Below are 25,567 nucleotides of genomic sequence, written 5' to 3' on the forward strand. Positions count from 1 at the left end.
GGCGCAGAATAATTGTTACCAAATCCTGGTTGCCAGCGGGCCAATACACGCTTATATAGAGTATCGGCAAGTTTCGACACTCTCCCCCGGCCAGCGCCACGGCGCGCTGCCACCCCGGCAAGCTCGCTTATAATTGGCCGGCATAATTAACCGAAAGACATACGACGCATGACATCTTCAAAATCCGCTGTCCCCGCTGGCTCGAAGCCGCCCACCAAGGGCAGCAAACCCAAACGTTTCCTGCTGATGGCCCTGGTATCGCTGCTGGGCCTGGGCATCGTCGGCGTCTTGCTGGTGGTCTTTGGCCTGGCCATGGCGTATCCGAACCTGCCGGCGCTCGATACCTTGACCGATTACAAGCCAAAGATGCCGCTGCGCGTGTTCACGTCCGACAGTGTGCTGATCGGCGAGTTCGGCGAGGAACGGCGCAACATGGTGCACATCAAGGATATTCCCGATGTCATGAAGAAAGCCGTGCTGGCCATCGAGGATGACCGCTTCTATGAACATGGCGGCGTCGATTACCTGGGCATCACGCGTGCGGCCCTGCACAACCTGACGGGCGGTGCCAAGCAAGGCGCCTCGACCATCACGCAGCAGGTGGCGCGCAATTTCTTCCTGTCCAGCGAACAGACCCTGAAACGCAAGGCGTATGAAGTCTTGCTGGCCTGGAAGATCGAGAAAAACCTCAGCAAGGATCAGATCCTCGAAGTGTATATGAACCAGATTTATCTGGGACAGCGTGCCTACGGCTTCGCCTCGGCCGCGCAAATCTATTTCGGCAAGAACATCCAGGATCTCACCGTGGCGGAAGCGGCCATGCTGGCCGGCTTGCCGAAGGCGCCGTCGGCCTACAACCCCGTCGTCAATCCGAAACGCGCGCGCATGCGCCAGCAATACATCCTGCAACGCATGGCCCAGCTGGGCTACATCACGCCGGCGCAGTACGAAGAAGCGAAAAATGAAGAGCTGAAAGTGAAAACCGACAGCAGCGCCTTTGGCGTGCATGCGGAATATGTGTCGGAAATGGCGCGCCAGCTGGTCTACGAGCAATTCAAGGAAGATACCTATACGCGCGGCCTGAACGTCTACACCACCATCACCAAGGCCGACCAGGACGCCGCCTACATCGCCTTGCGCAAGGGCGTGATGGATTACGAGAAACGCCACGGCTACCGCGGCCCGGAAGCGTATATCGAGATTCCAAAAACCAAGGCCGAAGCCGATGACGCGATCGAGACGGAACTCGCCGACCATCCGGACAGCGACGACATCATCGCCGCCATGGTGCTGCAAGCGTCGCCCAAATCGTTGCAGGCAGTCACCTCGGCCGGCGAGGAAATCACGATTACCGGCCCCGGCCTGACGTTCGGCGCGGCCTGGCTGTCGGAAAAAGCGGCGCCGAACCGCCGCATCAAGCGCGGCGCCGTGATCCGCGTCATGCAGGAAGGCAACACCTGGGTCTTGACGCAGATGCCGGAAGTGCAATCGGCGTTCGTCTCGGCCAGCACCACGGACGGCGCCATCCGCGCCATGGTGGGCGGCTTCGATTACAACCGCAACAAGTTCAACCACGTCACGCAGGCGTGGCGCCAGCCCGGTTCGGCCTTCAAGCCCTTCATCTATTCCGCTTCGCTGGAACGGGGCCTGTCGCCGGCCACCATCATCAACGATGCGCCGATCTCGTTCGACGCGGGCCAGACGGGCGGCCAGGCGTGGGAACCGAAGAACTACGACAGCAAGTACGATGGCCCGATGACCATGCGCAAGGGCTTGATGAAATCGAAAAACATGATTTCCATCCGTATCCTGCACAAGATCGGCGCCAAATATGGCCAGGAATACGCGACGCGCTTCGGCTTTGACGCGGACAAGAACCCGCCCTACCTGACCCTGGCCCTGGGCGCCGGCAACGTGACGCCGCTGCAGATGGCGGGCGCGTATGCCGTGTTCGCCAATGGCGGCTACAAGATCAACCCGTACCTGATCGCCAAGGTGACCGATAGCGATGGCAATGTCTTGTCGCAAGCCAAGCCGGACCTGGCGGGCGAGGAAGCCAACCGCGTCATCGACGAGCGCAATGCCTTCATGATGAACAGCATGCTCAACGACGTCGTGCGCTTCGGCACGGCCAATAAAGCCATGGCCTTGAAGCGCCCCGACCTGGCCGGCAAGACGGGCACGACCAACGATTCCATCGACGCCTGGTTCGCCGGCTACCAGGCCAAGCTGGTGGGCATCGCCTGGATCGGCTACGACCAGCCGCGCAACCTGGGCAACCGGGAAACGGGTGGCGGCCTGGCCTTGCCGATCTGGATCAGCTACATGGCGAAAGCCCTGAAAAGCATTCCCGTCGAGGAACGCGCCGTGCCGGAAGGCCTGATCCACGTGGGCGACGAATATTACTATGCGGAAAATCCGCCGGGCACGGGCGTAGGCAGCCTGGAAGGCGCGGCGCGCGGCACGCCGGAGGAAGAAAAAGCGAAAGAAGCCGTCAAGAACGAACTGTTTTAAGATCGTTTGATGCAAAAAGGGCAGCCTGAAGAGGCTGCCCTTTTTTATGACGCACGGCTAAGACAATTACGTCAATACGACTGCCGTGCCTGCCTGCTCGCTGGCCATGGCCGACAGGGCCGCAAACAGTTCCGAGCCGTCGCGCGTGTTGCGCCACTCGTCGCCAACTCTCTTGTAGTGAAAGCCGCCGGAACGGGCCGCTACCCACATCTCGCGCATGGGGGCCTGGCTGTTGACGATGATTTTCGTGCCGTTATCGATGAATTCGATTTCCAGCACATTGCCGCTGCGGCTGCATTCGACGTCGAGCACGTCTTCATCGTTCAGCCGGTCCAGCGCCGCCTCGATCTGGGTCAGGGTGGCTTCGGCCAGGGCCAGGAATTCCGATTCGCTCATGCTACACTCCAAAGATCTTAATCAAACCGTGATTCTAATCGTGAAGTCATCCTCAGCGTTTTATATCGGCACCGCCATTGTGGTTTCTAGCGTCCTGGCCGGCTGCGGCCAGCCCGGCCCCCTGTACCTGCCCAAGCCGCCCGCGGCCAAGGGTGCGCCAGCAAAAGGCCCGGTCGAACCGGCGCCCGTGCCGCCGCCACCGGTCATCGTGCCAGTCACCTAAACGGCACGCACCGGGGTGGCTGCCTTGGCCGCCCTGGCGCTTTTGACTCGCTTGCTCCAGGCGAAATACACGCGAATTAGCAGCAATAGCGCGACGATGAAGCCGAACAGTGTCGGTTGCGCGAAATTGTGCTTGCCCGCCTTCATCCACCAGAAGTGCAGGATGCCCAGCGGCGCGATGATGTAGATCAAGCGGTGCAGCCACTGCCAGCACTTACCCCCCAGGCGTTTCACCATGCCGTTCGTGCTCGTGACGGCCAGCGGGATCAGCAGTACGAAAGCGATGAAACCCACGGTGATGAACGGCCGCTTGAGTACATCCTTCCACATTTCCTGTACATCAAAAAAGTGATCGAACCATAAAAAGGTGGTGAAGTGCAGTGTCGCGTAGAAAAACGCGAACAGGCCCAGCATGCGCCGCAGCTTGATCAGCCAATTCCATTGCGTGAAGCGCCGCAAGGGCGTGACCGCCAGGCTGATGCACAGGAAATACAGGGTCCAGTCGCCCGTGCCGCGCGTGATGAATTCCAGCGGCTCCACCAGTTGCCCCGTGTACGTCAGCCAGACCATGCGGGCAAACGGCAGCAGCGCCAGCAAGAAGATCAGGCTTTTGAATAGCGACAATTGTCTCGGCGTGGGGTTGAGGGCCATGGTCTTTCCTTAAAAGAACTTCTTCAGGTCCATGCCCGCGTACAAGGAAGCGACATCGTTGTAGCCATTGAACATCAGGGTCTTGCGCTTGCGCGTGAGAAAGCCGTCTTCGCCGATGCGCCGCTCGGAAGCCTGCGACCAGCGCGGATGATCGACGTTCGGGTTCACATTCGAGTAAAAACCGTATTCGGACGGCGCCGACAGATTCCAGGACGTGCGCGGCTGTTCCTTGACGAAACGGATCTTGACGATGGATTTGGCGGACTTGAAACCATATTTCCACGGCAATACCATGCGCACGGGCGCGCCATTCTGGTTCGGCAAGGTTTCGCCATACATGCCCAGGGTCAGCAGCGCCAGCGGATGGTTCGCTTCATCGATGCGCAAACCTTCCGTATACGGCCATTGCAGCACGCGGCTGCCCACGCCCGGCATCTGTTTCTTGTCGGCCAGGGTGATGAATTCCACATACTTGGCATTGCCCGTCGGTTCGACCTTCTTGATGATTTCCGAGAAGGAATAACCGACCCACGGGATCACCATCGACCAGCCTTCCACGCAGCGCAGCCGGTAGACGCGCTCTTCCAGCGGCGCCAGCTTCAGCAGCGCGTCCAGGTCCAGGGTCATGGGTTTCTTGACTTCGCCTTCGATGCTGACCGTCCACGGACGCGTACGCAGGGTGCCCGCGTTTTGCGCCGGATCGCTCTTGTCCGTGCCGAATTCGTAGAAATTGTTGTAGCTGGTGGCGTCTTTATAGGCCGTCTGTTTTTCCAGCGCCGAATAGGCGGGATTCAGTTTGGCAGCCAGCTTGGGATTGGTGCCCTGCGCGAAGGCTTCGCGGCTGGCCATTTCCAGCAAGGCCGCGCTGGACATCGTGCCCAGCGCCACTTGCTTGATGAAACTGCGGCGCGATTCGAACACGGCGCGCGGCGTGATTTCGGAAGAATACGGCAACTCAATGCCGTTGGGACTGCGCTTGATCAACATGGCGGCTCCGGGAAAAGGTGATTATTTGTACCTTACACCAGTTTTCCCGGGCCGTTCATGACGCTTCTGTCATGCAAAAAACAATTACAGTTTGCCGTAAGAATGCAAACCGGAAAGGAACATGTTGACCCCCAAAAACGCAAAGGTCGTCACCAGCAAGCCCACCAGCGCCCACCACGAGGCGACGCGGCCGCGCAAGCCTGTCATCAGGCGCATGTGCAGCCAGGCTGCATAGTTGAGCCAGACGATCAGCGCCCACGTTTCTTTCGGGTCCCACGACCAGTAGCCGCCCCATGCTTCGGCCGCCCACAGGGCGCCCAGGATGGTCGCTACCGTGAAGAAAGCGAAGCCCACGGAAATGGCCTTGTACATCACGTCGTCGAGCACTTCCAGCGACGGCAGGCGGTCGACCAGGTAGCCGCTCGATTTGAGCAGGTAGGCCGCCGCCACCATGGCCGACAGGGCGAAGGTACCGTAGCCGATGAAGTTGGCCGGCACGTGGATCTTCATCCACCAGCTTTGCAGGGCCGGCACCAGCGGCTGGATTTCGGCCGCGTCGCGCGTGACCGTGTACCACATCAGGAACACGACGGCCGCCGAAATGACCAGCATGACGAAGGCGCCCAGTTGGCGCGTCGCGTAATGCTGCTCGTAATACAGGTAGAACATGGCCGTGATCAAGGAAAACAGGATGAACACTTCATACAGGTTCGACACGGGAATATGGCCCACGTCGGCGCCGATCAGGTAAGACTCGTACCAGCGCACCAGCATGCCCGTCAGGCCCAGCACCACGCCGGCCCAGCACAGCAGGGAGCCGACGGACGAGCCGAATTCCGAGCGCGCCACCAGGCCGATCCAGTAGAACAGGGTCGACAGCACGAACAGGGTGCCCATCCACAGGATGGCGGACTGGCTCGACAAGATGTATTTCAGGAAGAATTTCTGATTCGCCATCTCCAGATGGCCGGCGTACAGCTCGATGGCGAACAGCGACAGCACGGCTGCCACGGGGATCAGCCAGCGCACGGGCTTCCAGTACCAGCCCAGCCACGCGAACGTGGGCGCCGCAGCCAGCAAGATGGCTTTTTCATAGATATCCATGAAGGCGCCAAAGCGCATCAGGCCGAACAGGGAGGCTGCCAGCAAGCCGGCGCCGTACAACCAATCGATCAGGCTCAGGCGCTTGAAAAATCCCGGTTCCTGCGTATATATTTGCTTGTTTGCCAATTCCATCATTTTCTCCATTCCCGGCGACGCGCAAGCGTCCCGGACACAGCGCAGCTTACGCCGATTGCGGCAGCTTTGCCTTCAAGTTCTCAAATTCTTTTTCAAAATCCAGGGTCTTGCGTTGCGTGCTCATGGCCATCAAGGCCTCGCTGCCGCCCTCGCCATCCTTGATCCACACCCACAGGCGACGCTCGCGGATATAAAACATGGAAAATACGCCGATCACGAGGAACAGGCAACCGAGGTAAACGACGCTCTTGCCTGGCGACCGCGTCACTTGCAGCACGGACGCCTTGATTTCCGTAAAGTCGTCGAGTTGCAGATACACGGGCGCGCCATAGAAGAAGCTGTCGGACAGTGCATTCGTGGCCAGCTGCAGGAAGCGGCCGTGCTTGTCATCGGCCTCGATGGCCTTCAAGCCATCCTGGGCGCGCGCCGCCTGCCACAAGTCCCACAGGCTGCCATTCAAGATCTTCATGAAGATATCGGCCGCTTTTTCTTGCTCGGCGGCAGGAATTTTCTCCAGGAAACGTGAAATGGCGAGGAAACCGCCCTCTTGCCCATTGCCGGCAAAGATGCCCAGGCTCTTCGCCGCCGATTCCTGCAACTGGCTGCGCAAGGCTTCCGCGCCCGCCTGCGGCATGGCGCGCGCCGCATAGCGCGTGGCGGCTTGCTGGCGCAGCGCGGGATCCTGCAGCGCGGCACGCAAGCGCATCCATTCGTTCACGCTGTAATTGTCATCGGCGGGAATGCGCAGATAGCTGAACGGATCGCTGGGGTTGACGCGCATGCCGGCCAGGAACACCGTCGTGCCATCCACGGCGACCGGCTGCATATAGTTCTGGTACTCGCGCGCCTGGCCCGTCTTGTCGCGCAATTTGTATTGCACCGAGGGGCCCACGTTCTTGAGATCCTTGTTGTTCGCGTTCTTCGCGGCGGAACCGAGGCGCTTGTCCAGGCCGACGGCGAATTTATCGTTAAAACTTTCCGCCTTGTTGACGGCGCGCACATCCTGGCCGGCGCTGAGGTTTTCCACGTTGAAGGGACGGAAACCCGACCATTCCACCGTGTAGGAATTACCATCGCTGCGCTCGAGCGGCGTGCTGCCGCCCACTTCGCCGCCGATATCGAAGCGTTTCGTCGTCTTGCCCGTCATCGGATAACCCGTCAACTTGAGCTTGCTGCCGCCATCCTCAAAGCTGGACTGGTACAGGGCCAGGCCCTTGTACAGCAGCGGCTGGTTGACTTTGATGGTTGCTGGGAAACTTTCCCCCGTCGCATGGTCGGTGACGACGACGTCGCTGGCAAACAGCTTCGGCATGCCCGTGCTGTAAAAATCGATGTGGAATTTCTTCAACAAGATCGTGATGGGCAAATCCTGGATCAGCACGCCATCGGCCTGGGGAATGATGGCCGTGTTGCTCGACGAGCCTTCCGGGATCATGGTATTGCCGCGGAACGTGGGGTTCGACAGGCTCAGGCGGTGCTGGGCGGGAATGTCGGCGATCACGCCGCTGCCGGCAAACGGCGTCTTGCCAAAGAACCATTGCTGTATGCGGATCGGCATTTCCGAGTCGAGCAAGCCGCCCACGCAGATGATGACGATGGCGCCGTGGGCAAAGATATAGCCCCATTTATTGGCGGCGCCCCGCTTGGCCGCCACCAGGGTGGCGTTGTCCTTCTCGACCACCTTGGCACGGTAGCCGGCGTCTTTCAGGCGCATCACCATCTGCTGCGCCAGCACGGCGCGCGGCAGCGGCGCCTGCCATTCCAGCTTGTGGTGGAAATTGCGCAGCGATTGCTCGCGCACATTGTCGCGCCAGCTGCGCATGTCCTTGAGCATCTTCGGCGCATTGCGCACGATGCACAGCGAGGTCGAGGCGACGAGGAAACCCATGATCACGAGGAACCACCAGGCCGAATACACGGAATACAGGCTCAGCTTGTCGAAAACGGTGAACCAGAACGGCCCGAACTGGTTGACATAATTGGGCATGGGCTCGTTTTGCTTGAGCACGGTGCCGATGATGGAGGCGACGGCGATCAGGGTCAGCAGGCTGATGGCAAAGCGCATCGACGAGACCAGCTCGACGAATTCAGCCAGGCTGCGGCGTTGGGTCTTTAACTCGATTCCGGTCGTGCCTGTGCTCATACGTGGATACTCATACGGGATATGCAATCTTCAAGAAAATGTGGCATGGAGCTGATAGTTTCTCCGCGCAAGGCGGCAGCATACTCCTGTTTGGCCCCTGCCATAAAAAAGGGCAGCCTGTTGAGACGGCCGCCCTGGTTCATGCGCGCTGGAGCGCCTGGCAATCTCTTGCCACAATGAAAACTTACTTCAGGCCGGCGATGTAATCGGCAACGGCGGCGATCTCGTCATCCGACATGCGGGCGGCGATGGTGTGCATTTGCGCGCTGTTCTTGCGGGCATCAGCCTTGGTGCTGCGGAACATGGTCAGCTGGGCCACCGTGTAATCCTGGTGCTGGCCGGCGATGCGCGGGTACTGGACGGGAATGCCATTGCCCGTCGCGCCATGACAGCTGGCGCAGGCGGCAACTTGCTTGGAAGCAATGCCACCACGGTAGATTTTCTTGCCCAGGTCGATCGTATCCTTGTTTTTCGCGGCGCCCGGCTTGGACAGCTGCGCACCCAGGTAGGCGGCGATATTCTTCTTGTCGGCGTCGCTGAGCATCTTCGCGTACGTCGTCATGACGGGCTGGCTGCGTTCCGGCGTGGTGAAGTCGACCAATTGCTTGTAGATATAGCTTTCGTGCTGACCGGCCAGTTTCGGATTGACCGTGATGGTCGAATTGCCGGCCGCGCCATGGCAGGAGACGCAGGCAGGCAAGCCGCGCGCCGCATCGCCATCGGCGTACAGGGTGGCGCCCTTGGCAGCGTCGGCCTTGACGGCCGGTTTCGCTGCTTCGACCGCGGAGGCAGTTGCCGATACAGCCAGCAATGCGAGCAGCATGGATTTGATAAACGGTGAAAACGCACGATTCATTCAGGCACCCTGAGACAGTGAGAAATTAGTGGTGGACATTGCCGCGCCCTGTGGATTTTTGCTTTATTTTCAGGGCCGCAAGCCGCATCGCTGCTACGCCGGCAACAATAAACAACCCCTTATTGTACAATAGCTTCTTGGCGTTATCGCTCCCTTATCGCTCCCTTTTGTTGCTTTACTACTCCCATGTCAAAACTCTGGCAAGCCCGCTTCTTTACGACCGTCAACCAATTGCGTGACCTGCCCGATACCACGGTGCCGGAAATCGCCTTTGCCGGCCGCTCCAATGCCGGTAAATCGACCGCCATCAACATCTTGTGTAATCAGAAAGGCTTGGCGTTCGCCTCCAAGACACCTGGCCGTACCCAGCACATCAACTACTTCTCCATCGGCGGCGCCCACGTGGCGCAGCACCGCAAGGATGCCACCATCGTCGAAGAGATCGAATGCCTGCTGGTCGACTTGCCGGGCTACGGCTACGCGGAAGTATCGGGCTCGGCCAAATTGCACTGGCAGCGCCTGCTGGGCGACTACGTGCAGCGCCGCGAGCAATTGGCGGGGTTGATCCTGATCATGGATTCGCGCCGCCCGTTCACCGACCTGGACATTCAAATGCTGGAATGGTTCGCCCCGACGGGCAAGCCGATCCACTGCATCCTGACCAAGGTCGATAAGCTGAACCGTAATGAATCCGTGAATGCCTTGCGCCAGGCGAAAGCCAAGCTCGACAGCTATGTGGATGAAGACGGCGTCGGCTTCCCGTTCACCGTGCAACTGTTCTCGGCCCTCAAACGCGTCGGCATCGACGAAGCCAACGACAAGATCATGGAACTGGCCGGCATCAGCGAAGACGGCGCGGCCCAGATGGTCGAATTGATCGACATGGAAGACGACGTCGAGCCGGAATCGGACAAACCGGCTTGATCGAGATCAACGCTGCGTAAAAAAAGGCTGCCCGTTCACACGGTGCAGCCTTTTTTATTGCCGTCAGTTTGACGGGCGCCTAGCGCCGTCCCGGCCCTGGCCGCTTCTCGGAAAAGAATTCCTGGCGCAGGAAAGCCATCAGCTCGGCCGTGTCTTCCACGCGGGCGCTGAGGTTGACGTTACGCCCCAGGCGACGCGATTCCCACACGAAGTCGCCCGGTTTTTCGGCACGGATCAGCTGAATCATCTTCTTCAGGATGGCCGTTTCGATATCGGGCTCATTGCCCAGCTCCACTTTTTCCTGCTTCAGCCAGTTGCGCTTGAAGTTGCCGTTCCAGCCCTTGAACTTGACTTCCGCGCTGAACGAGGTCTGGTTGACGATGGAAAACACGCCGCCCGAATCCTCGCGGTCGCTGCCGGAATTGCGTCCCTGGGCGCCGGCGATATTCGCCTTGGCCACGCGCATGGCGCGGTCGTTTTCGCTTTCCTCGGCCGGCGGCGCGGGATTTTGCGCCTGACGCTGCTTGCGGCGCTGCTCGATCATCGAACTCATGTCTTCAGCGGGCGGCGGCGGCAACGGCACTTTCGACACCAGCGGGGGCGTGAAGGTTTCCAGTTTCGGCTTGTCGCGCGGCACGTCTTTCGTGACCACGCGCTTGCTCGGCGCCGGTGGCGGTTTGACCTTGGCCACTTTCGTGTCCTTCGGTTTCGGCGTGGGTTTCGGTTGCGGCTTCGGTTGCGGCTTGTCTTTCAGCGGCGCAATGTAGACCATCGCGCTTTCCTTCTTCGGCGGCGGGATTTTTTCGATCTTGTCGCTACGCAACAAGACATACGCCGCCAGCAGCACGTGCAGCAAGACGGACACGCCGAGCGCCACCTTGCGCATGGTGCTGGTCCTGGACCCGTAGGCCGGTGGTGGCTGGATGACTTGCCCGCAGGTGGGGCAAACATCGGAATCGGCAGCCATCAAATGGGTCGTGTCATGCAAAATGAATCGTGCTTTCTGTGTAGCGACAAAAGTAATCTTACAGGGCAGCCATAGTGCCAGAGTCCCTTGCTTTTGGGAACACTTCCTCGGCATTTCCAACCCGAAGCGTACAGGATAGCGACTTTCCTTGCAGCGGTATCAGCGTACCCTAGCCGTCCCTTGACGGTTGTTACCGTATGTATCACGGCCCATACAAAACCGGCGCCGCATTCACTCAGGAACGGGGCGCCGGTGCTGGCCGTATGGCGGATCAGGCCTTGTTGTCGAGCGCCACCAATTGCTCGTCCGTCAACGGTCCCGTGCCGCTGTACTTGTCCAGGAACAGATAGATCACGGGAGTGATGAACAGGGTAATCACTTGCGAAAAGAGCAAGCCGCCGACCACGGCCAGGCCCAGCGGCTGGCGCAGCTCGGCGCCGGCGCCCAGGCCCAGGGCGATCGGCAAGGCGCCCATCAAGGCCGCCGCCGACGTCATCATGATGGGGCGGAAACGCAGGATGCAAGCCTGGCGGATGGCCTCCGCCGGCGCCAGACCGTCGTTGCGCTGCGCATGCAGGGCGAAGTCGATCATCATGATGGCGTTTTTCTTGACGATGCCGATCAGCATCAAAATGCCGATGATGGCGATCATGGTCAGGTCCATGCCGAACAGGCGCAAGGTCAATAGCGCGCCCACGGCTGCCGATGGCAAGCCGGCCAGGATGGTCAGCGGGTGGATATAGCTCTCATACAACACGCCGAGCAGCACGTAGATCACGGCCAGCGCGGCAATGATGAGGATGATCTGGCTGGACTGCGAGCTCTGGAACACGGCCGCGTCGCCGCCGTAGCGCGTGATGATGGAGGCCGGCAAGCTCATGTCCTTGGCCATCGCGTCGATCTTGCCCGTGGCGATGCCCAGCGGCACGTCCGGCGCCAGGTTGAAGGCGATGGTAACAGCCTGCAACTGCCCCTGGTGATTCACGGACGTGGGCCCGATCGTTCGTTCCACGTAGGCAATACTCGACAGTTTCACCAGTTCGCCCGTCTTGCTGCGCACGGACACGCGCGTGAGCGCATCGTCATACTGTCGGTCTGCCGTGGCCGCCTCCAGGATCACGTAATAGCTGGCTGCCGACGAATAGATGGTCGACACTTGCCGCTCGCCAAAGGCGCTGTACAGGGCCGTGCGGATGTCGGACATTTGCACGCCCAGCAAATTGGCCTTGTCGCGGTCGATCCTGAGCGACGCCTGCAAGCCCTTGATCTGCGAATCGCTGGTGACGTCGCGGAAGGCCGGATCCGTGCGCATGCCGGCAATAAACTTTTCCGCCCAGTCATTCAAGGCGTCGGGACTGACGCTTTGCAAGGTGTACTGGTAGCGGCTCTTGCTCTGGCGTCCGCCCAGCTGCAAGTTTTGCACGGGCCGGAAATACACGGCCATGCCGGGCACGGTGCTCGTCGCGCGGCGCAGGTTTTCCAGCACCACCGGCATTTTCGGCCGCTCGTTGCGCGGTTTCAAGACCATGAACATGCGTCCCGTGTTGCCGCCGCCGACGAACGAGGTCACATCCTGCACGCTGGGGTCCGCCTTGAGCACGGCCGCCACGCGGGCTTGCAAATCCTGCAGTGCCGCCGAGGAAATGTCTTCCGACGCTTCCGTATTGACCTGGATCTGGCCCAGGTCTTCTTCCGGGAAGAAACCTTTCGGTATCGTGGCGTACAACAGCACCGTCAGCGCAAAGGTACACACGGCAACGAACAGCACCACGTTGCGGTGCGCCAGGGCCTTGTCGAGCAGATGCACGTAACCGTTGCGCAATTTCGTGAAACCCGCTTCGAAATGGCGGCCGATGAAGGTTTTTTCGCCATGGCTGGGGTCGCTGTCATTGTGCTCGCGCGAATCGGCCGGCAGGAAGCGGCTGGCCAGCATCGGCACCAGGGTCAGCGACACGATGGCAGACACCAGCACGGCCAGCGAGACGACAACGGCGAACTCATGGAACAGCAAGCCGATCACGCCCGGCATGAAGAAGATGGGGATGAACACGGCCACCAGCGAGACGGAAATCGAGATGATGGTAAAGCCCATCTCTTTTGCCCCTTCCAGGGCCGCGCGTATCGGTTTCTTGCCCATCTCGATATGGCGTACGATGTTTTCCAGCACCACGATGGCATCGTCGACGACCAAGCCGACGGCCAGGGTAATGCCCAGCAGCGAGACGTTGTCGAGGCTGTAGCCGAGCCAGTACAGCAGGGCCAGGGCGCCCAGCAGGGAAATCGGCATGGTGACGGCAGGAATAAAGGTGGCGGCCGCGCGGTGCAGGAACAGGAAGATCACCAGCACCACCAGCACCACCGTCAGGGCCAAGGTCAAATTGACGTCGTGGATGGCTTCGCGTATCGACAGCGAACGGTCGTTAACCAGACTGATCTGTATCGATTGCGGCAATTGTTCCTTGAACCCAGGCAACAAACGGCGCACGCCATCGACCACTTGCACGGTGTTGGCATCCGGTTGGCGCTGCACCATCAGGCTGATCGAGCGCTCACCGTTGAAACTGCCGACGGCCTTGATCGATTGAAAGCTGTCTTCCACCTCGGCCACGTCTTTCAGGCGCACGGGCTGGCCATTGCGGCTGGCGACGATCAATTCAGCAAAATCGGCCGCTTTCATCATTTGCGGATTGCCCTGGATGGTCAGGGTCTGGCTCGGGCCGTCAAGGATGCCCAGCGGGGAATTCGTGTTCGACGTGCGCAAGGCGGTGGCCAGCTCGTCCATCGTCAGGTTGCGCGCATTCATCAGGTCGGCACGGGCGCGCACGCGCACGGCAAAGCGCTTCTGGCCATTCACGATCACCTGGGCGACGCCAGGCAGGGTCGACAGGCTCGGGGCGATCAGGTTTTCCGCATAATCGTTGAGATCCGACAAGTTCAGCGATGGCGACGTCATCTGGATGAACAGCACCGGCGCATCGGCGGGATTGACCTTGCGGTAGGATGGCAAGTCCGTCATTTCCGTCGGCAACTGGCGCTGCGCGCGCAGCAGGGCCGCCTGCACGTCGACGGCCGCCTCGTTGACATTGATGCTGGCGTCAAATTCCAGGGTCAGCGAGGTATTGCCCAGCGTGCTCGTGGACGTGATCAGGCTGAGGCCGGAAATGGTGGAAAATTGTTTTTCCAATGGCAAGGCCACCGACGAGGCCATGGTTTCCGGGCTGGCGCCGGCCAGGTCGGCGCTGACGTTGATGACGGGCGTGTTGTAGCTCGGCAAGGCCGCTACGGGAATTTGCAGATAGGCCAGCACGCCGGCCAGGATGATGGAGAGGGACAGCAGCACCACCATGACGGGGCGGCGGATGCTCAGTTCGGACAGGTTCATGCTGGCTTGCCCTGCGGTGCGGCGGCGCCATCGGCGGCCTTGTGTTTTTCCGCCAGGCGCACCTTGCTGCCTGGACGCAAGTTCTGCTTGCCATCGACGATGACTTTTTCATCGCCTGCCAGGCCGGTGACGACGGCGCTCGGCCCGAATGCGTACACGCGGGTAATCTTGCGCATCTTGGCCGTGCTGTCCGCCTCCATCGAGTACACGAAGGTGCCGGAAGTACTCGTGATGATGGCGTTTTGCGGGATCACCAGCGCATCCTTGAGGGTGCGCACGGTCAGCTGCGTATTCACGTACTGGCCTGGCCACAAATCGGTGCCACCATTATTGAAACGCGCCTTGATCCGGATCACGCCTGTGGCGGAATCGACGGCATTGTCGATAAAGTTCAGTTTGCCGTCGAGCTGCTTGCCGCCCGCATCGGACAACAGCGCCGTGACAGGCACCTCACCCGCTTTTTGCGCCGCCAGCAAGCCGGACAGGCTGCTTTCCGGCAAGGTGAACGACACGTCGATCGGGTCGAGCTGGGTGATGCTGGTGAGCGACGTGGTCGGCTGCACCAGGCTGCCCGCATAGACATTGATGGCCCCTACCCTGCCCGCCTGCGGCGCGCGCAGGACGGTGTAGCTGGAGTCGACCTGGGCGGCGCGCAAGGCGGCCTGGTCGGCAGCCAGCAAGGCGCGTGCCGCGTCGAGCTGGCTTTGCAGGGTATCGACGGCGCCCTGGGCAATAAAGTTCTTGCTCAGCAAATCCTGGCTGCGCTTGAGCTGGCGCTCGAAGTCCTGCACCGAGGCGCGGTCGCGCAAGACCTGCGCCTGCGCCTTGTCGACATTCGCGTGTTCGCTGCGCGCATCGAGAGTGAACATCAGCTCGCCCTGCTTGACGAACTGGCCTTCGCGGATATGCACCTTGGTAATCGTGCTGGTCGTCTGCGGGTGCAAGTCAACGCTGCTGATCGGCATCACGCTGCCATTGGCTTGCAGCACCATCGGCACATCCTGGCGCACCGGAACGACCACGCTCACCGTCGTCGGCGCCTGTCCGCCCTTGCCCCCTTTGCCATCCTGCCCACCGCTCGCCGCGCCGGGCTGATGATTGAAATACCAGATGCCGCCGCCGATACACAGGGCCGCACCCACGAGGATTGCCAGACTAGTCTTTTTCATTGTTCTGTCACGCTGTCGCAGCGCAGGGCTGCAGGTTGAAGGTAGTTGCCAGGGGGGCATAAAGCACAATATTGTCGCACGGAAATGCTCACTTTCCTGCGTAATACTCAGGCACGATCAGGGTGACTTCCAGTCCACCGTCGACATGATTGAGCAGTGAAACCGTGGCGCCATGCTGTTCGGCGATATTGCGCGCGATGGTCAGGCCCAGGCCCGTGCCGCCCGATTCGCGCGAACGCGAAGTCTCGATGCGGTAAAACGGTTCGAACACTTTAGCCAATTGATCTGGCGCAATGCCTGGCCCCCCGTCGCGGATGCGGATGCGCGCGGCACCCGGGATGCGCTCGACGGCAACCTGCGCGTACAAGCCATATTTGACGGCATTGTCGATCAAGTTCACCAGGCAGCGCCGCATGGCGATCGGACGCGCCATCAGGGCCATGCCTGCCTGCCCGTTGAGGGTGACTTTCTGGCCGGCATCAGCTGCGTCGGAACAGACGCTATCCAACAGGGAATCGAGATCCAGCGCCTGCATCGCTTCCGTGCTATCCATCGAGCGGGCCAGGTCCAGCCCTTCCTTGACCATGCTCTGCATGGCTGACAGGTCGCCCACGAGGCGATCATACAATTCCGTATCGGCCACTTTTTCCAGGCGCAGGCGCAAGCGCGTCAGCGGCGTCTGCAAGTCGTGCGTGATGGCCGCCAGCATTTGTGTCCGCTGGGAAATATGCTGGCGGATGCGCGCCTGCATGGCATTGAAGGCGGCGCTGGCCTGGCGGATCTCGCTGGCGCCCGACAGGGTCAGCGGCGGATGGTTGATGTCGTTGCCCAGGTCTTTCGCCGCCTGCGCCAGCTGCTTGAGCGGACGCATGGTCATGCGCGTGACCAGGTAGGCGAGGATGGCGATGCTGATCAGGAAAGGCAGCAAGGTCATCCAGTCGTTATGTTCGTTGAACGGCGGTTGCTGGCGCGGCGGCAAGACCATCAGGCGCAGCACGTGGCCATCCTGCATGCGCACGTCGAGGTTTTCGCACGTGCCGCCCCATGGTTTGGCGGCAAACATGCCCGGCGTCTGGCGCGGTTTGACGCAGGCGGCCGGGCGTTCGGCCAGCGCGCTGACCTTGAAACCTTCACCCAGCTTGGCTTGCAGCGCGGTGGAAAACTCCGTCGGCGCGCCGGGCGTATGTTCCGTTTCGGGACGCAGTTCCAGGCGCACGCTGCCCTTGTTGGCCACTTTCAGGTAGGCGGCGCGCGAGGCCAGCGGCACCACGTCGGCCGCCATCACCAGCTGCTCAGCCCGCTCGACGGCGTGGTAGTCGCGGTATTGCTCGATGGCGCGCTGGCGCTCGCCCACGGCCAGCCACTGCGTCAGCGCGGCCGAGGCGACGATACCGATCAGCAAGAACATGAAGACGCGGCCCGTCATCGACCCGAGGAAGGCCTTCACGCGTGGGGCTCCACATTGACCTGGCCGGCCAGCACGTAGCCGCCGTTGCGCACGGTCTTGATGATTTGCGGCAAGCGGGCATCTTCACCGAGCTTTTGCCGCAGGCGGCTGATCTGGATATCGATCGAGCGGTCGAACGGGTCGGCGTCGCGGCCCTGCGTCAGGTTCAGCAGCTGGTCGCGGTTGAGCACGCGGTTCGGGTGTTCCAGGAACACGCGCAGCAAGCGGAACTCCGCGCCCGACAGCATGATCACCAAGCCGCTGGGATTGAGCAGGTGGCGCGCCGTCAAGTCCAGGGTCCAGCCGGAAAAGCGGATTTGCTGCGCCTTGTCCGATGGCACGTTCGACGGCATGGCATGGCTGCGGCGCAACACGCTGCGTATGCGCGCCAGCAATTCACGCGGTTCGAACGGTTTCGGCAAGTAATCGTCGGCGCCCATTTCCAGGCCCAGGATGCGGTCCAGCGGTTCATTGCGCGCCGTCAACATGATCACCGGCACCGTCGATTGGGCGCGCAGCTTGCGGCACAGGGTCAGGCCATCGTCGCCGGGCAAGTTCAAGTCGAGCACGATCAAGTCGGGCCGCGTTTCGTCGAGGATTTTCCACATGGCCGTGCCATCTGCCGCGCCCAGGGTGCGGTAGGCGTTCGTTTCCAGGTAGTCCGCCAGCAAGCTGCGGATATCGCGGTCATCGTCGACGATGAGAATTGTAGAAGTGGGTTCCATGGTACGAATTATCCCCACTTCCCCCAGCCTTGCACAGCGCATTTGTATCGTCTTGTATATAGGAGACCCGAAGAAACATATAGATACAAACTGTCTGGCAACGGACACTTCGGGGAAACATGGCGCGTCCAACATGGATTCATGTGCAGCAACATGTACATCCCTCACTTTTACAAAGGAATCCAGATGAACGCCTCAATGACAACCTTGCGCAAGAATTTGATCATCGCCATGAGCGTACTCGGCATGGGTGCGGCATCGCTGACCGTCCACGCCCAGGAAGCGGCCGCCAACGCGCCTGCCGCCAGCACCAAGATGCAACACGATGGCCAGCACCGCGGCGGCAACCCGGCCGAGCGCATGGCCAAGTACCAGGCCCGCCTGCACGACAAACTGAAGCTGACGGCCGCGCAGGAACCGGCCTGGGCCACTTTCACGGCCGCCAATGCGCCGAAAAAACCGATGGGCGACTGGAAAGCCAAGCGCGAAGCGATGACCAAGCTGTCGGCGCCGGAACGCATGGAGCAATGGATCGCCATGTCGAAGGAGCGCATCGCGAACCAGGAAAGCCGCCTGGCCTCGCTGAAAACCTTTTATGCCGTGCTGACCCCGGAGCAAAAGAAAGTGTTTGACGACAGCGTGCCTGGCGGCAAGCACGGCGGCCACCGCGGTGGGCACCGTGGCGCTCACGACGACATGCAGCAGCATCCCAAAGCCGGCTAAGTTGTAGCGGGTGTAAACACAGAAAAAGCCTGCAATGCAGGCTTTTTCTTATTGGCGAGACAAGTGACCGCTTACTGCCCGTCGAGCTTGCGCAACGAGGTCAGGAAGGTGGCGGCGTTCTGGAAACCGATCACGCGCGATTGGGCGATTTCCTGCCCTTGCGGGTTGAACATGATGATGCCAGGCGGGCCGAACAGCTGAAAACGTTTCAGCATGGCCTTGTCGTCCGCATCATTGGCCGTCACGTCCACTTGCAGCAGCACGGCTTGCCCCATCTTCTCGCGTACGGCGGGATCGACGAAGGTCAGTTTTTCCATTTCGATGCAGGACACGCACCAGTCCGCATAAAAGTCCAGCAGGGCCGGCTTGCCATTGAGCTGGGCCAGCGCCGCATCGAGCTGCGCCACGGTCTTTACGCGCATAAACGGCTGCGCATGCACTTGCCCGCCGCCGAGGTGGGCCAGCGGCGCCAGCGGATCGCGGCCACCGCTGGCCACGCCCACCAGTTGCATCGCGCCCAGCACGGCAAATACGAGGCCGAATGCCTTGGCAATCCAGGCATTCTTCGCGCCGCTCTTGCCCACCAGCAAATACATGCCATAGCCGACAAACAGCACCGTCCAGCCCAGCATCTGCACGGCGCCCGGCAGCACGGGCGAGACCAGCCACCAGGCCACGCCCAGCTGCAGTACGCCAAAGAAGCGCTTGACGGCGTCCATCCAGGCGCCGGCGCGCGGGAGCAGGGTGCCGGCCGACACGCCAACCAGCAGCAGAGGTACGCTCATGCCCACCGCCATGGCAAACAAGGCGCTGCCGCCGATGACGACGTCGCGTGTCTGGCTGATGTACAGCAAGGCGCCGGCCAGCGGCGCGGCCACGCAGGGCCCCACGATCAGGGCGGAAATGGCGCCCATGACGAACACGCCCGCCAGGCGGCCCGACGATTGCTGATTCGACACAGACGTCAGCTTGCCTTGCAGGAAAGCCGGCACTTGCAGCTCATACAAGCCGAACATCGACAGCGCCAGGCCCGCCATCAGCAGGGCAAAGAAGCCCAGCACCCACGGATTTTGCAGCTGGGCCGCCAGGCCTTCGCCTGCCAGGCCGGCCGCCACGCCCAGCGCCGTGTAGACGATGGCCATGCCCAACGCGTACGTCAGCGACAGCAGCAAGCCGCGCGAACGGCTGACCTTGGCGCCATCGCCGATGATGATCGACGACAAAATCGGCACCATCGGCAGCACGCATGGAGTAAATGCCAGGCCCAGGCCCAGCAGCATGAACAGGGGCACGATGACGAGCAGCTTGCCGCCCTTCAGGGCCGCTTCGATCTTGCCCATCTCGCTTTGCGCGGGCGCAGGGCTGGCCGCCACGGGCGCTGCCGCTACCGGCTCGGGCGTGCTGGTGATATTGGCCTGGGGAATGCTCATGACGGACACGCCAGGCGACGCCTGCGCCTGCGGGCCGTTGACGGCGGCCGTGTCGACTGCCGGCGCGGCCGGCAAGGCGAACTTCGACGGCAAGCCGCCCGGCGCCATGCTCTGGCCGCCGCCACCGCCCACCAGCTGAGCCGTGGCATCCTGCGGCGCATAGCACAGGCCCTTGTCCGAGCAGCCCTGGCCCGTCGCCTTCAGGGTGAACGTGCCACCCGCTTCCACGGGAATGGTGATGGTGAGGGTCTGGCGGAAGGTTTCCACGTTCTTCTGGAAAGTGTCGTCGAACTTGACCTTGCCCTTCGGATACACGGGCGTACCCAGCTTGGCCCCCACGGCTTCGAACTTGAAGCGCTCGTGGTACATATAGTAGCCATCGGCAATCACATACGTGACGGCGATGGTGGCCGGATCCTGCATGCGGGCGGAAAACTTGAAGGCCAGCTCGGGGTCGAGGAATTCATCGTCGGCACGGGCCTGGGTGGCGCCAAAGACGGCCATGGCCAGCAGCATACAGGTAGCAAGCCAGATCAGCAGTTGATGTAGGGGAGCGGCGCGCGCGGTGGCGCTGGAAGGGAAACGGGACATGAACAACCTTTTTCTGCGGCATCAGCTGTGCCATTCGACAAGAGTCGCGCGGAGCAGGCAGCGCTTGTGCCGGGCCGGCGCGAAAGAAGAATAGTACACCGCAGCAAGGATAGCTGCAGCAGAAAACAAAAAAGCCAGGCTAGGCCTGGCTTTCTTAGATGCAATTACTGGGATTACTCGCCAGCAACTTCAACTGCTTCGGTCGTATCTGGACGATCCATCAGTTCAACGAACGCCATAGGAGCGTTATCGCCGACGCGGAAACCCATTTTCAGGATACGCACATAACCACCGTTACGGTTGGCGAAACGTGGGCCCAGTTCAGCGAACAGTTTGACGACCATTTCACGGTCGCGCAGGCGGTTGAAGGCCAGACGCTTGTTTGCCAGGGAGTCGGTTTTGCCCAGGGTCAGAATTGGCTCGACAACGCGGCGCAGTTCTTTTGCTTTTGGCAGGGTGGTTTTGATCGCTTCGTGACGCAGCAGCGATACTGTCATGTTGCGCAGCATTGCCAGACGGTGGGACGAGGTACGATTCAGTTTACGGAGGCCGTGACCGTGACGCATGATAAATCCTTTCGGTGAGTGTTTAAATTCCAGCTCTTCGATCAATGAGGCAGAAGCTTCATCGCGGGCCGGTTTGGTACTACAAAATAAAAGCCTGGGACACCTGTCCCAGGCAGTTTGCTACAACTACGTATTACTTTTCCAGGCCGGCAGGCGGCCAGTTTTCCAGCTTCATGCCCAAGGTCAAGCCGCGCGATGCCAGCACTTCCTTGATTTCGTTCAGGGACTTGCGGCCCAGGTTTGGCGTTTTCAGCAGCTCGTTTTCCGAACGTTGGATCAGGTCGCCGATGTAGTAGATGTTTTCCGCTTTCAGGCAGTTCGCCGAACGCACGGTCAACTCCAGGTCGTCGACTGGACGCAACAGGATAGGATCGACCAGCGGAGCGCGCGATGGCGCTTCGGCGGCGGCTTCCGTGCCTTCCAGGGCAGCGAACACATTCAACTGGTCCACCAGGACGCGGGCCGACTGGCGGATCGCTTCTTCCGGCGAGATCACGCCGTTGGTTTCGATGTTGATGATCAGCTTGTCCAGGTCGGTACGCTGTTCAACGCGGGCCGATTCAACGAAGTACGATACACGGCGCACTGGCGAGAACGACGCATCCAAAATGATGCGGCCGATGGTCTTGTTCGTGTCTTCCGACAGGCGACGCACGTTACCAGGAACGTAGCCGCGGCCTTTTTCAACCTTGATCTGCATGTCCAGCTTGCCACCAGCGGTCAGGTGGGCGATCACGTGGTCAGGGTTGATCAGTTCGACGTCATGCGGCAGGTCGATGTCGGAGGCCAGGATGGCGCCTTCGCCTTCTTTTTTCAGGGTCAGGGTTACCGAATCGCGGTTGTGGACTTTGAAAACCACACCCTTCAAGTTCAGCAACAGATCGACGACGTCTTCTTGCACGCCATCGAGGGAGGAATATTCGTGGACGACGCCAGCGATCGTCACTTCGGTCGGCGCGTAGCCTACCATCGACGACAGCAGAACGCGGCGCAACGCGTTACCCAATGTGTGGCCATAGCCGCGCTCGAACGGTTCCATCACGACCTTGGCGTGACCTGCACCGAGAGCTTCAACATCGATAATACGTGGCTTCAACAAACTGTTTTGCATGAAATGTCCTTTTCAATACCCTCGGCTCATTACACCGATAAGGCTGATGGCATTAGTAAAACGCCCACTCAAGAAAGTGAGTGGGCGGGAGTCTTGCTAACTACTATTAACGCGAGTACAGCTCGACGATCAGCGATTCGTTGACGTCGTTAGCGATTTCGTTACGCTCTGGCAAGGACTTGAAGGTACCTTCCATTTTCTTGGCATCAACCGAAACCCAGCTAGGCATACCAACTTGTTCAGCCAGCGACAGTGCTTCAACGATACGCACTTGCTTTTTCGATTTTTCACGAACAGCAACGATGTCGCCAACTTTGACTGCGTACGAAGCGATGTTCACAACGATACCGTTCACGGTGAACGCTTTGTGGCTGACCAATTGACGCGCTTCAGCGCGGGTCGAGCCAAAGCCCATGCGGTAGCAAACGTTGTCCAGACGCGTTTCCAGCAACTTCAACAGCGTTTCGCCGGTGTTGCCTTTACGACGGTCTGCTTCAGCGAAGTAGCGGCGGAATTGACGTTCCAGCACGCCGTACATGCGCTTGACTTTTTGCTTTTCGCGCAGTTGGTTACCGTAGTCCGAGGTGCGGGCGCCGGATTTGACACCGTGCTGGCCTGGCTTGACGTCCAGTTTGCACTTGCTGTCCAGCGAGCGACGTGCGCTCTTCAGGAACAGGTCTGTACCTTCACGGCGGGAAAGTTTTGCTTTAGGTCCGATATAACGTGCCACGATACTTCCTTTTTTTAAATGATAACGCCCCAGCCACATGCATGATCAAACACACTGATGCGGTTAGGCGCTAGTCTGATTTGGTTTCAATCAGACGGTGGCTGAAAACGAAAAACCCGTCAAACAGAATTTGACAGGCAAGAACAGCCGGGCAGTATAACCGTTTCCGGCTCCCTGCTCCAGCGTTTTCACACAACTGTACTGAGTTACAACAGACAGCAAAGCAGCTGGCGCCGAAGCGCCCTCTGCAACACTATCTTAGATACGACGACGTTTCGGTGGACGGCAACCGTTGTGCGGTACCGGCGTCACGTCCTGGATCTCGGTGATCTTGATGCCCAGGTTGTTCAGCGCGCGAACGGCGGATTCACGACCAGGACCTGGGCCCTTGATACGTACTTCCAGGTTCTTCACGCCACACTCAACAGCCACTTTACCAGCGGCTTCCGCGGCGACCTGCGCTGCGAATGGGGTCGATTTACGCGAACCCTTGAAGCCTGCACCGCCGGAGGTAGCCCACGACAAGGCATTGCCTTGACGATCGGTGATGGTAATGATGGTGTTATTGAACGAAGCGTGGACATGTGCGATGCCTTCAGCGACGTTCTTTTTAACTTTTTTACGCACGCGTGCTGATGCGGCGTTATTTTGCGACTTAGCCATAATTATTCCCTAGCGGATTATTTTTTCAGCGATTGAGCGGCTTTACGCGGTCCCTTGCGGGTACGTGCGTTCGTACGCGTACGCTGGCCACGGCAAGGCAGACCCTTACGATGACGCATGCCGCGGTAGCAACCCAGATCCATCAAACGCTTGATGTTCATGGACAGTTCACGACGCAGATCGCCTTCGACGATGAATTTACCTACTTCATCGCGCAGCTTTTCCAGTTCGCTGTCATCCAGATCTTTGATCTTTTTGTTGGTTGCTACACCGGTCGATGCACAGATTTTCTCTGCGCGTGGACGGCCCACACCGTAGATGGCCGTCAGGCCGATAACGGTATGCTGATGATTTGGGATATTAACCCCTGCAATACGTGCCATTTGTTATTCCTCGATTAACCTTGACGCTGCTTGTGACGTGGTTCCACGCAGATAACGCGGACTACGCCTTTGCGCTTGATGATCTTGCAGTTGCGGCAGATCCGCTTGACTGATGCGAGAACTTTCATTTTTGGGCTCTTTCTTTCGCTTCTTTGGTTTGATTCAGTGTGTTACTTGGTACGGAACACAATGCGGGCTCGGCTCAGGTCGTACGGCGTTAACTCCACCGTCACCTTGTCTCCAGGGAGAATGCGAATATAGTTCATCCGCATTTTACCTGAAATATGCCCGAGCACCACGTGTCCGTTCTCCAGCTTCACTCGAAATGTTGCATTTGGGAGATTCTCAAGAATCTCGCCCTGCATCTGTATGACGTCGTCTTTTGCCATTCGGTATGTTTACCGCGCTTAACGCGTCGGAATTCCGCCCTTGAAATTTGCTTTGCGCAGCAGTGAATCATATTGCTGCGACATCACGTAGTTCTGTACTTGCGCCATGAAATCCATGGTGACAACTACAATAATCAATAAAGAAGTACCGCCGAAATAGAATGGTACTTTCCACTGGGCTTGCATAAATTCCGGCAATAAACACACCAGGGTGATGTAGACTGCGCCGGCAAGTGTCAAGCGTGTCAGGATCTTGTCGATGTAACGGGCTGTCTGTTCGCCTGGACGGATCCCGGGAATGAACGCACCGCTTTTCTTCAAGTTATCCGCTGTTTCCTTGCTGTTAAAGACCAGCGCTGTATAGAAGAAACAGAAAAACACGATCGCCACTGCGTACAACAGCGCATGGATAGGCTCACCAGGCCCCATCGATGCTGCCAAATCTTTCAAGAACCGCACCGCAGGGTTAGCGTTGTCGGCGCCCTTTGAAAACCAGTCCACGATAGTGGCCGGGAACAAGATGATCGAAGAAGCAAAGATCGGCGGGATCACGCCGGCCATGTTCAGCTTCAACGGCAAATGGCTGGTTTGACCGCCATAAATCTTGTTGCCTACCTGGCGCTTCGCGTAATTGACCAATATTTTGCGCTGACCACGTTCGACGAATACAACGAAGTACGTTACCAGTGCTACCAGGATCACGATGAAAATCGCGCTGAAGCTGCCGATCGAACCATTCGACACCTGAGTGAACAAGCCACCCAACGCCGACGGCAGACCTGCTGCAATCCCGGCAAAAATGATGATCGAGATGCCATTACCCAAACCACGCTCGGTAATTTGCTCACCCAACCACATCAAAAACATTGTTCCGGTCAACAAAGTGACGACCGTCACGAAGCGGAATGCAAGACCAGGCTCCAACACCAGACCAGCTTGCGACTCCAGTGCGACTGCAATGCCTAACGCTTGGAACAGTGCCAGGGCAACCGTGAAATACCGGGTGTACTGGGTGATCTTGCGACGACCTGCTTCGCCTTCTTTTTTCAACGCTTCCATCTGCGGTGACACGATCGACAGCAATTGCATGATGATCGAGGCCGAGATATAAGGCATGATACCCAGCGCAAACACTGTAAAACGAGACAAGGCACCGCCCGAGAACATGTTGAACATGCCCAGGACGCCGCCTTCGTGCTCCTTGAACAGCGAGGCTAATTGTGTCGGGTCAATCCCGGGAACCGGGACGTGAGCACCGATACGATAAACCACCAATGCGCCAAGCAAAAACCAGAGCCGTCCCCAAGGGAAACCGGCCGCTGCACTTTTAGCAAGTTGTGGATTAGTCGCCAATTTTCG

General features: G+C 59.6%; 24 protein-coding genes. 4 read left to right on the forward strand and 20 right to left on the reverse strand.

Translation table 11 applies throughout. The annotated features are described in order from the left end of the window. The first annotated feature begins 168 nt into the window (after positions 1-168). Entirely contained in the window at positions 169-2,514 is a 2,346-nt protein-coding gene (locus VPH40_RS11115; protein ID WP_328573471.1) for a penicillin-binding protein 1A, read from the forward strand. Positions 2,515-2,580: 66 nt separating this feature from the next. On the opposite strand, the gene cyaY is transcribed toward VPH40_RS11115, so the two are convergent. Further along, on the reverse strand, positions 2,581-2,910 hold the full coding sequence (gene cyaY, locus VPH40_RS11120) for an iron donor protein CyaY (protein ID WP_305056615.1): 330 nt from the start codon (positions 2,908-2,910) through the stop codon (positions 2,581-2,583). Positions 2,911-2,950: 40 nt separating this feature from the next. On the opposite strand from cyaY, the gene lptM reads away from it, so the two are divergent. After that, the gene (gene lptM / locus VPH40_RS11125) at positions 2,951-3,133 is read left to right on the forward strand and encodes an LPS translocon maturation chaperone LptM (protein ID WP_141171477.1); all 183 of its coding nucleotides are present in this window, start codon (positions 2,951-2,953) and stop codon (positions 3,131-3,133) included. On the opposite strand, the gene VPH40_RS11130 is transcribed toward lptM, so the two are convergent. The 5 genes from VPH40_RS11130 to VPH40_RS11150 form a co-directional block, all read right to left on the reverse strand. Further along, a complete protein-coding gene (locus tag VPH40_RS11130) occupies positions 3,130-3,783 on the reverse strand; it encodes a sulfite oxidase heme-binding subunit YedZ (RefSeq protein WP_328573472.1) in 654 nt (217 codons plus the stop codon). The genes lptM and VPH40_RS11130 overlap by 4 nt on opposite strands. A 9-nt stretch (positions 3,784-3,792) precedes the next feature. Beyond that, a complete protein-coding gene (msrP, locus tag VPH40_RS11135) occupies positions 3,793-4,770 on the reverse strand; it encodes a protein-methionine-sulfoxide reductase catalytic subunit MsrP (protein ID WP_289905788.1) in 978 nt (325 codons plus the stop codon). 84 nt (positions 4,771-4,854) lie between these two features. Then, positions 4,855-6,006 (reverse strand): c-type cytochrome biogenesis protein CcsB, encoded by a 1,152-nt coding sequence (gene ccsB / locus VPH40_RS11140; RefSeq protein ID WP_034753239.1) that lies wholly within the window; start codon positions 6,004-6,006, stop codon positions 4,855-4,857. Positions 6,007-6,055: 49 nt separating this feature from the next. After that, positions 6,056-8,152, reverse strand: a complete 2,097-nt coding sequence (locus tag VPH40_RS11145; RefSeq protein ID WP_328573473.1) for a cytochrome c biogenesis protein ResB — start codon at positions 8,150-8,152, stop codon at positions 6,056-6,058. Positions 8,153-8,336: 184 nt separating this feature from the next. Further along, a complete protein-coding gene (locus VPH40_RS11150) occupies positions 8,337-9,008 on the reverse strand; it encodes a c-type cytochrome (RefSeq protein WP_077398855.1) in 672 nt (223 codons plus the stop codon). Positions 9,009-9,194: 186 nt separating this feature from the next. Here VPH40_RS11150 and yihA point away from each other — a divergent pair, with 186 nt between their 5' ends. After that, the gene (gene yihA, locus VPH40_RS11155) at positions 9,195-9,932 is read left to right on the forward strand and encodes a ribosome biogenesis GTP-binding protein YihA/YsxC (RefSeq protein WP_077398853.1); all 738 of its coding nucleotides are present in this window, start codon (positions 9,195-9,197) and stop codon (positions 9,930-9,932) included. 79 nt (positions 9,933-10,011) lie between these two features. On the opposite strand, the gene VPH40_RS11160 is transcribed toward yihA, so the two are convergent. The 5 genes from VPH40_RS11160 to VPH40_RS11180 all read right to left on the reverse strand — a co-directional run bounded on the left by VPH40_RS11160 (position 10,012) and on the right by VPH40_RS11180 (position 17,622). Next, positions 10,012-10,899 carry a hypothetical protein gene (locus VPH40_RS11160; protein ID WP_253192768.1) on the reverse strand — a complete coding sequence of 296 codons (888 nt, stop codon included), beginning with the start codon at positions 10,897-10,899 and terminating at the stop codon, positions 10,012-10,014. Positions 10,900-11,170: 271 nt separating this feature from the next. After that, a complete protein-coding gene (locus VPH40_RS11165; RefSeq protein ID WP_099665734.1) occupies positions 11,171-14,281 on the reverse strand; it encodes an efflux RND transporter permease subunit in 3,111 nt (1,036 codons plus the stop codon). Then, positions 14,278-15,450: an efflux RND transporter periplasmic adaptor subunit gene (locus VPH40_RS11170; RefSeq protein ID WP_099665735.1), complete on the reverse strand. Its 1,173-nt coding sequence runs from the start codon at positions 15,448-15,450 to the stop codon at positions 14,278-14,280. Before VPH40_RS11170 ends, VPH40_RS11165 begins: the two co-directional genes overlap by 4 nt. Before the next feature lie 88 nt (positions 15,451-15,538). Continuing rightward, on the reverse strand, positions 15,539-16,897 hold the full coding sequence (locus tag VPH40_RS11175; protein WP_099665736.1) for an ATP-binding protein: 1,359 nt from the start codon (positions 16,895-16,897) through the stop codon (positions 15,539-15,541). Further along, complete coding sequence (locus tag VPH40_RS11180) at positions 16,894-17,622, reverse strand: response regulator (RefSeq protein ID WP_034753223.1); 729 nt, start codon at positions 17,620-17,622, stop codon at positions 16,894-16,896. Before VPH40_RS11180 ends, VPH40_RS11175 begins: the two co-directional genes overlap by 4 nt. 186 nt (positions 17,623-17,808) lie before the next feature. Here VPH40_RS11180 and VPH40_RS11185 point away from each other — a divergent pair, with 186 nt between their 5' ends. Then, positions 17,809-18,345 (forward strand): Spy/CpxP family protein refolding chaperone, encoded by a 537-nt coding sequence (locus VPH40_RS11185; protein WP_328573474.1) that lies wholly within the window; start codon positions 17,809-17,811, stop codon positions 18,343-18,345. A gap of 71 nt (positions 18,346-18,416) precedes the next feature. On the opposite strand, the gene dsbD is transcribed toward VPH40_RS11185, so the two are convergent. The 9 genes from dsbD to secY all read right to left on the reverse strand — a co-directional run bounded on the left by dsbD (position 18,417) and on the right by secY (position 25,561). Beyond that, positions 18,417-20,366, reverse strand: coding sequence for a protein-disulfide reductase DsbD (gene dsbD, locus VPH40_RS11190; protein WP_328573475.1), 1,950 nt, complete (start codon positions 20,364-20,366; stop codon positions 18,417-18,419). Positions 20,367-20,539: 173 nt separating this feature from the next. After that, the gene (gene rplQ, locus VPH40_RS11195) at positions 20,540-20,932 is read right to left on the reverse strand and encodes a 50S ribosomal protein L17 (RefSeq protein ID WP_034753219.1); all 393 of its coding nucleotides are present in this window, start codon (positions 20,930-20,932) and stop codon (positions 20,540-20,542) included. Positions 20,933-21,065: 133 nt separating this feature from the next. Further along, positions 21,066-22,043 (reverse strand): DNA-directed RNA polymerase subunit alpha, encoded by a 978-nt coding sequence (locus VPH40_RS11200; RefSeq protein ID WP_008444343.1) that lies wholly within the window; start codon positions 22,041-22,043, stop codon positions 21,066-21,068. Between the two features lie 106 nt (positions 22,044-22,149). Further along, the gene (gene rpsD / locus VPH40_RS11205) at positions 22,150-22,773 is read right to left on the reverse strand and encodes a 30S ribosomal protein S4 (RefSeq protein WP_010394478.1); all 624 of its coding nucleotides are present in this window, start codon (positions 22,771-22,773) and stop codon (positions 22,150-22,152) included. Between the two features lie 258 nt (positions 22,774-23,031). Then, a complete protein-coding gene (gene rpsK / locus VPH40_RS11210) occupies positions 23,032-23,436 on the reverse strand; it encodes a 30S ribosomal protein S11 (protein WP_010394475.1) in 405 nt (134 codons plus the stop codon). Between the two features lie 17 nt (positions 23,437-23,453). Then, on the reverse strand, positions 23,454-23,819 hold the full coding sequence (gene rpsM, locus VPH40_RS11215) for a 30S ribosomal protein S13 (protein WP_046681666.1): 366 nt from the start codon (positions 23,817-23,819) through the stop codon (positions 23,454-23,456). A 14-nt stretch (positions 23,820-23,833) separates the two neighbouring features. Next, complete coding sequence (rpmJ, locus tag VPH40_RS11220; protein ID WP_010394471.1) at positions 23,834-23,947, reverse strand: 50S ribosomal protein L36; 114 nt, start codon at positions 23,945-23,947, stop codon at positions 23,834-23,836. Positions 23,948-23,989: 42 nt separating this feature from the next. Further along, positions 23,990-24,208, reverse strand: a complete 219-nt coding sequence (gene infA, locus VPH40_RS11225; protein ID WP_005663428.1) for a translation initiation factor IF-1 — start codon at positions 24,206-24,208, stop codon at positions 23,990-23,992. Positions 24,209-24,226: 18 nt separating this feature from the next. Beyond that, on the reverse strand, positions 24,227-25,561 hold the full coding sequence (secY, locus tag VPH40_RS11230) for a preprotein translocase subunit SecY (RefSeq protein WP_010394438.1): 1,335 nt from the start codon (positions 25,559-25,561) through the stop codon (positions 24,227-24,229). Between the last annotated feature and the right edge of the window lie 6 nt (positions 25,562-25,567).

Origin of the sequence: Janthinobacterium sp. P210005, assembly GCF_036231865.1 — a bacterium.
Classification (GTDB): Bacteria; Pseudomonadota; Gammaproteobacteria; order Burkholderiales; family Burkholderiaceae_D; genus Janthinobacterium; species Janthinobacterium kumbetense.